This window comes from Citrobacter sp. KTE151, assembly GCF_000398845.1.
Lineage (GTDB): Bacteria > Pseudomonadota > Gammaproteobacteria > Enterobacterales > Enterobacteriaceae > Citrobacter > Citrobacter braakii.
The window spans coordinates 358,276-365,173 of sequence record NZ_KB976065.1 but is presented as its reverse complement, the minus strand read 5'-3'; the positions used below and the strand labels follow the sequence as shown (position 1 = coordinate 365,173).

Below are 6,898 nucleotides of genomic sequence, written 5' to 3'. Positions count from 1 at the left end.
GATATATCTCCCGCGAAGTTTACACGTTACTGCGCAATCAAAACAGGCGGATCAACAGTATCCCGATAACAGCTTGACTCTTAGAAGGGCGTCCAAGGCAGTCATTATACGAGCAGGCAGTTCCGGCAGTTACTGTGGCGATACCGGATCAGGCAGAGTATGAGTCGGCGTGGAAACTGCTGGGATAACAGCCCAATGGAGCGCTTCTTCAGGAGTCTGAAGAACGAATGGGTGCCAGCGACGGGCTATGTAAGCTTCAGCGATGCAGCTCACGCAATAACGGACTATATCGTTGGATATTACAGCGCACTAAGACCGCACGAATATAATGGTGGGTTACCACCAAACGAATCAGAAAACCGATACTGGAAAAACTCTAACGCGGTGGCCAGTTTTAGTTGACCACAACAGATTACGGAAAGTATTCCCGCTGGTGGGCTGAAAGTAATGCACAGGAACGCCAAGAGGCTGAGCGTCGACGTAAAGAGGCTGAGGAACATCAAGAGCGTATGGCCGCTATTCATGCAACGCCAGCAGAGATTGCTAAAGCTGCCGCTGAACGTAGAGCACGCGACGAAGACCTGATTAAACGCTTCGGCAATAAAGGGGCCTCTTTCGGATACTAACTGATCACTTTCGGCGGCGCTGCTTGGATTCTGAGATAAGACCAAGGGTGTCGCCAACTACTTTCTACGTAGCGCACTTATATACTAAGGAGATATTTATCATGGCTATTATAAATCAAATTAACAAAGTAACCTCACTTGCTTCTCTGCGTCAGCCTCAGCGTGACAAAGATGGTCAAATTATAAAAGGGTCTGTATGGGGTACTGACACCTCACGCACTGACTATGTTCAGATGACCAACGGTCAAGACGCCCAAGTTCTCAACGTAGGCTTCACGGACCGCTCAGGTCGTCCGATGGCCTTCGGGAATGACTCACATGATTACGTTCAAGCGCTGGAGGACTCTTTGGACGAGACCTTCAACGATGGTGATTTCCGCACTGCTGTAATGGAGCATGTCTTCCCCTGTGAGTTTCGCCCATACGGCACTGACCCTACGCCTATTCGCCGTCAGGCTCTCCAGAATCGTACCGTCCGCTTTAAGCATAATGGTGCGTTTAACCCAGCTAAGGATGCTCCGTCTACTACAGCCATCACCGGGGCAAGTGTAACTGTCACCCCAGTGTTGAACCCTGAGACCAATAAGACTGGCATTCTGTGTTCTGCTGCTACTCATGTATCTGACTTCGATATGATGGGAGGGTGGACTGAAGGGGCGCTAATCCAGACTGTAGGCGATATGCAGGTCCAATACTGTCGTCAAATGTTTGCCGCTGTGGTCGATGTCCTGAAAGATACACCAGACCTACAAGTCATCGAAGCGGTCCCACTGAGTGGGAAACCCTCTGACCAAGCTGAGGACCTTCTGGACATCTTAGCGCTGAATCTTCCGGTCGAGTTGGGTAACACACTGCCTGACTATGCTGTATTGGTCCCTGAGAAACTAGAGGCAGTCTTGGACCGATCTGCTCAACGCGCAGGCCATGAAGATATTAGCGACCTGCTGGGCTGCACAGTATGCGGCTATGCGGGTGATGATACAGGTGTCTATCTCCTGCCTAAGCGGTTCGCTTCTATCTCTTTCAGGTCAACTAAAGGCGCTAAGACCGTGGATGTAAAAGTGACTCGTAATAGCAATACCGCTGGGTATGACCTTGAGTTAATCAGCGTGGTCGATGTGTTGGCTACCGGTTCCGTTAAGGTGAAAACTGGAGCATTCGACGTTGAGACAGACGCCTCTTTCCCGTTGGTCCATGCTATTCGTTTTACTGCCGTAGAGTAGCTATAAACCCTGAGTGAACATACGGAGGACCCCATGAACTTACAGGAGTTGTATGTGTTCGTCCTCTGCGTCCACTTGGTCTGCCAGATACTCTAAAGTGATTGATAGATACTAGCGATCAATTTCAGTTTACCGATCGAGACAAACGATCATCAGTATGCCCGCATCCGGGCTATCCTTTAGACTCCGTTTTTATGGTTATTTAAAGGAATATCAACATGTTGAAAGGTATCGGGTCATTTATCGGGATGGCTTTACTATTACTGGCTGCTGGTTGTATGGCTGGTTACATCTATGGTGGGGTACAGTGGTCAACATATCGGGCGCTTGCTAGGGCAGTGAGTGCCTTTTGGTGGGCCTCCGGGGCTTTGTTCTTGCTGGGCATCGTGTACCGTATTGTCTTCAATAGATTATCGTCGGTTTGTGGCGTTCTCTTTACTGCCGCAATCGCCATTGCTCTGGTGCTAACTGGTCTTCACTTTGCGGTCGGTGGGGGCTGGTGGCACTAGCAGATGGTTCTTGTGCTTAAAATTCCTCACAAAAATCTCCGCAGGTATCTAATATATAAAGTTTAACGACTTCCCCCTGTAGCCCTCTCAAAGTTGTTCCCTGAGCAGTGGGGGCTACCATCTCTTGATGTTTAAACATTAGGACATTACAGCACTTCTCAGCTTGGTTCTATTCCTCCGAGGGGAACATTACGTTCATTCAGCCTTGACCAGAGATCACTCAATGTGTAACCATTACTGTAACCAAAAGGATTCATGATTCTTTATGAAACAAATGGTTAGTGAGTGATTGTCTTCGATGCTTCGATTCCCTTCGCCCGCTCCAGCTAATGCTATCTAAAATATCTTTTAGAATCAGTATGCTAAAAGCGGATGTAAACCGGGTTATCCATCTTGGTACCCACGGTATTACTCATTGCTGCTGCGATCTGGTATGTGGTTAGGGAGCATATCAAATAGCTGGCGGTGGTTCTACGTTCTTACCGCGATAGTCCAACAACGAACAAAAAGCCGAGCACCCGGCATAACTCCTACAGCTTTCAGTGAAGCGCATTTTTGCCGATGCTCCCACATGCCACACGTCGAGATGACGTTGCAGGGAATAAACAGGTTTTATGGTGGTTACGGTACTTGCAAACCATATGCAAGCTCTGCCAGCGTCTCAGCCACGCTCCCGAAAGGGTACACGGCGTCCTGATAAACTTCACTGTCTGACATAACCCCCGATGAAGTCGCTACGCTCCGCACGTTGTCTTACCACCAACGGGCTTTATGGCTTGTATTGTCTGAAATCTTGTAATGAGTTAATTCTCAAGGCTTCTCGATATTTACTAAAGTACCAAAAAGGCCACGACTGAAAAGTACTGTATTCAGGCGAGGGGGTGTCCCCCACTCAAAGGAAGCCTTTCCCCCGTGTGCCTTTCGGATCTGGGTGGCTGTGGAACGCTACTACAAACGCTCTGTGTGTTCTGCTGGGGATTCACCTTGCTGGTCTATCAGAATTCACGTACAGACGCTTGTTCAGCTTCTGAGCGAGGTTGTTCGTGCGTGGGTACAGTGCCGTTTGTTATGTGCGGTGCACCTGAGGGGTTATAGGGTGCAGCGTAGTGTAGGGGGTCTATTGGTGACAGCACAGATATGCGGTGCAGCTTCCTGTATCAACCTGCGGCATTCTTCAATTTGTGAAGAGGTTTGCTTCTCTCTCTCTGTGTAGTCGCTCTCTCCTCTCTCACTGGCTCTGCTTGCTGCTACGCTTATCGTTCGTTCGTCGTTCGCTCTCGTGGTACTCTCGCTTCTGCTCTCTGTCGTCACTCAGTCAGATTCTCATTCTTCATATCTTTCGTTCGTTCCTCTCTCTGTATAGTGTGGAACTATTTACTTGTTGATTTTAAAGAAGTTTACTCTCTCTTTATTCCGGTAGTTTATAGCGATTATGTGATTGCACTACACCAGTTGTGTTAATAGTTCTCTTTGCCCTTTTCCTGAAAGGCTTCGCGGTATCAATAGCTAGGATTGTTATGGATTTTTATGCGGCTAATCGTAGGTGCTGGTCTGGTATCGACAATCGTTCGTTAAGTGATACTAGAATTAGGTATCATGATTGGTATCATTAAAATAGCCATTGACATTAAGTGATTCCAATACATATGATGATACCGTTAATTGATACCAGTCAAGGGAGCATACACGATGAGAACATTTGCATATTGTCGAGTTTCAACCACCGAGCAGACAACCGAGAATCAATTGCTTGCTATTCATAATGCGGGCTACGAGATACCTGATGCCCGAGTAGTGCAAGAGCAAGTATCCGGTGGCGTGCCTGCTATGCAGCGTGATGGTTTTAAGTCACTGGTAGAGCATAAGCTAGAGAGCGGGGATGTTCTTGTTGTGTTGAAGTTGGATCGCTTAGGCCGTGACAATATCGATGTGCAGCAGACTATTGAAATGCTCATGCAGAAGGGCGTTAAAGTGGTGTCACTTGATTTGCCTGTGTCAGACCTATCCAGCTCCGAGGGTAAATTAATGTTACGGATGTTTTCTGCCTTTGCTGAGTTCGAGAAAGACCGTATCCGGGAGCGCACTCAGGAAGGGCTGAGGCGTGCGAAAGCTCAGGGCGTTAAGTTGGGCAGGCCCGAGGCTAAGGACACGACTGTGAGTGTACAGCGATGTAGGGAGGGTGGTCTGAGTCAGTCAGCGGCAGCAAAACAACTAGGTATCGGGATTGCAACGGTTAAACGGCACTGGAATAAACACATCTAAATGGTTTATCCAATTCTGCTGCCTTAACTTAAGCTTCTGTAAGTAATTGAATTTACTATGTGGTAATTAGAACCACACTTGTAAGGGGAAGGAAGCGAGTACCGACTAGGGTTGTAGAAATCCTGTCTTACAAACGATGGTAATTAGAATATCACTCTCTAGGGAAGGAGGCGAAGTCCGCACAAAACGCTTTCGCACCCTCCTGTAATTCTCCGTGGCACGTGTGCTCGGATAGCAAGCACCTGTACACACCCCACAAGGAGATAAGAATGATTGATAGCAGTACCCTACCAGAGCAGTTCCCGGACGTGCCAGCAGACCTGAACCGGATGCAGTCTATGCAGTGGTGCATGTGGATGAACGGACATACCCCATCCCTGAATGAACTACAGTCTGTGCAAACTAAAGAGCTGTACGAGCGCTACCGAGCGCAGAACGGGCGAAGTGACCTGAGGGCCGCAGTAGCAGACAAGCTACGTGCAGAGGCCAGTATACGCCGTATCGCTATGCAGAACCCGAACCGTGTGAGCCTGAACCAATCACAGGTAACACAAGCCGTTAAGACCTCCCTGGATGTGTTCAACAACGGGGAGACTAAGCCCGCAGTTAGCATTGTCCGCGACCTGTTACCCGGAAAGGATGTTAAGCCCGTGATGAATCGACCACAGCAGCGTAAACGCATGAAAAAAGCCATGAAAGCCAATGCAGGACACCCTGCGATTGTTACCGCACAGAAGCAGGGGAACCCTATTCGAATGGATGCAGATACCCTGTCGAGTGGGCTAATGAGCCTACAGAATGCCGCTATGGTTGTCCGTAAGCTGGATGAGCATGAGAAGCGCCTGGGTGATATGGAGTCCCGCCTGAAAGAGCTGGAGGCATTCAAGACTAACACCGAGAAGCGCCACGCTATTGAGGACTCAGGGCAGACACCAGAGCAACGAGTACTTGAGCTGCGTAAACAGGGCTTAGGCTACAAAGCTATCAGCACTGCTACTGGTGTCCCTGCCAGCACTGTGCGCGATATGTGCAAGCGCCACTCGGTTTGAGGGTGTGGGAACTGTACTGAACCCCGGATCCTGGACAAACAGTTCAGACTCCGGAGGTTCAAAATGAAACATCCTTTTTCTCTCAGACTGGCGGCTGTTCAGCACGTTCTGTCCGGCCAAGCCGGAATTGCTGAAGCTGCACGCCAGTTTAAAGTCGGCAGGACGCCACTCTCCCGCTGGATACGCGCCTTCAGGCAGCAGGGTGAGACAGGTCTGGAGCATCGTCCTCATCGTTTTTATTCCGCAGAGTTCAAACTTCGTGTGGTTCACTATATCCTTGAAAACCGCTGCAGCAGCGCTGACGCTTCTGCGCTCTTTGCCATTCCCAATGAGACGCTAATCCAGAACTGGTTGCACAGATATCGTACAAAAGGCACAGTGGAACTTAATCCGTCCAGAGCAGGCTCCGCCATGACCAAACGTAAACAGCCTTCCGAAGCAAAACCTTACAGTGAAATGACGCATCCTGAGCTGCTCAGAGAGCTTGAATATCTGCGAGCGGAGAATGCATATTTAAAAAAGCTGAAGGCCCTGAGAGCGGAAAATGCGCTCAGGGAGCAGCAGAAAAAGCCCGGCTAGTCCGCCTGCTGCTGCCTGACCACTCGCTGAGATGCCTGCTGCGGGCGGCCAGCCTGCCCCGCAGCAGCTGGTACTATCATCAGGCTAACCCCGCCAGCAGGCCTGACAAATACGCGGAAGTAATACCGCTTATGGCGGCAATCCACAGGCAACACAAGGAGTGCTATGGCTATCGTCGCATGACTACGGAGCTGAGAAGAAGGGGTACCCGACTGAACCATAAAACGGTGGGGAAGCTGATGAGGCGGCAGGGTCTGTTCTGTCAGATTCGGCGCAAAAAGTACAGTTCGTGGATGAACGACAGTAATCAGGCTTCGCTTAATCTTCTTGCCCGGCGCTTCAGAACAGAAGAAAGCGGAAAAAAGTGGTGCACTGATGTGACAGAGTTCAGGATCGGACAGGAGAAGCTGTATCTGTCTGTGGTGCAGGACCTGTTTAATCTCGAAATTATCGCGTGGCAGATGTCTCAGAAGCCGGTGCTGAGCCTGACCTGCGGGATGCTGGAACAAGCGCTGAAAGCCCCAGTCCGGAAAACAGGGCTGATGCTACACAGTGACAGTAATAATGCCGATGTCAGTCTTTACCACCACTTAGTTTGCCGTTTAACCAGATTGGTGTGATTACTGATGCAGTGAAGACCTTCCCGCATC

5 protein-coding genes and 2 pseudogenes are annotated in these 6,898 nt (G+C 49.6%); all 7 read left to right on the top strand.

The features are described from left to right. Positions 1-93 precede the first annotated feature (93 nt). Positions 94-402, top strand: a pseudogene (locus tag WC7_RS26790) (integrase core domain-containing protein); the annotation flags it as partial. Continuing rightward, positions 399-626 carry a DUF6971 family protein gene (locus WC7_RS0124655; RefSeq protein ID WP_231390987.1) on the top strand — a complete coding sequence of 76 codons (228 nt, stop codon included), beginning with the start codon at positions 399-401 and terminating at the stop codon, positions 624-626. The pseudogene WC7_RS26790 and the gene WC7_RS0124655, both read left to right, overlap by 4 nt. A 101-nt stretch (positions 627-727) precedes the next feature. Next, positions 728-1,849 carry a hypothetical protein gene (locus tag WC7_RS06930; RefSeq protein ID WP_016154339.1) on the top strand — a complete coding sequence of 374 codons (1,122 nt, stop codon included), beginning with the start codon at positions 728-730 and terminating at the stop codon, positions 1,847-1,849. Positions 1,850-2,067: 218 nt separating this feature from the next. Then, on the top strand, positions 2,068-2,358 hold the full coding sequence (locus tag WC7_RS06935) for a hypothetical protein (protein ID WP_016154338.1): 291 nt from the start codon (positions 2,068-2,070) through the stop codon (positions 2,356-2,358). A 1,689-nt stretch (positions 2,359-4,047) separates the two neighbouring features. Continuing rightward, the gene (locus WC7_RS06940) at positions 4,048-4,620 is read left to right on the top strand and encodes a recombinase family protein (RefSeq protein ID WP_016154337.1); all 573 of its coding nucleotides are present in this window, start codon (positions 4,048-4,050) and stop codon (positions 4,618-4,620) included. A 269-nt stretch (positions 4,621-4,889) separates the two neighbouring features. Beyond that, the gene (locus WC7_RS06945) at positions 4,890-5,669 is read left to right on the top strand and encodes a hypothetical protein (protein WP_016154336.1); all 780 of its coding nucleotides are present in this window, start codon (positions 4,890-4,892) and stop codon (positions 5,667-5,669) included. A gap of 63 nt (positions 5,670-5,732) precedes the next feature. Further along, a pseudogene (locus WC7_RS27175) lies at positions 5,733-6,805 on the top strand (IS3 family transposase); the annotation flags it as partial. Positions 6,806-6,898: the final 93 nt, after the last annotated feature.